This is a genomic window from Gluconobacter thailandicus F149-1 = NBRC 100600 (assembly GCF_000964465.1).
GTDB lineage: Bacteria > Pseudomonadota > Alphaproteobacteria > Acetobacterales > Acetobacteraceae > Gluconobacter > Gluconobacter thailandicus.
Genome location: NZ_BANH01000130.1, coordinates 1 through 380, shown reverse-complemented (window position 1 = coordinate 380; position 380 = coordinate 1). Strand labels below are relative to the sequence as shown.

The window sequence follows — 380 nt, the reverse complement described above, 5'->3', positions numbered from 1 at the left end:
CTCGGACAGCAAAAACATGTCACTCACTGGCTCACCCTCCATCGGTAAGCCTGTGAATCACAACGCTTCGCTCAGTTCAATGAATTAACAGGTCCTGAGCCTAGCACTACAGTTGCATTTTGTGTTGAGTTCTGAATCTATGGGTAACCATGATTCAGGATATGATGAGTGGCGGTGCGTCTGTTGAAGAGACGCTGGAATTATGGGCGCGCTTGCTTCGGTCCGCCAAGGATCGGATGGCGCCGCTGTTCACGCAGAAGCGTGTTGCGGCTTCTGCGTGTGCCTTCCTTGACGTTCTGATTGGCAATGAACCACGCAAGACGGGATGGATGCGAGCGGAAGCCGCAGGAGATCCTGGTCCATGGCGGCAGCAGGCGCTT

Annotated in this window: 1 pseudogene; it reads left to right on the top strand. The window is 54.2% G+C overall.

The features are described from left to right. Nucleotides 1-149 precede the first annotated feature (149 nt). Nucleotides 150-380: pseudogene (locus B7444_RS16060) on the top strand (IS701 family transposase); the annotation flags it as partial.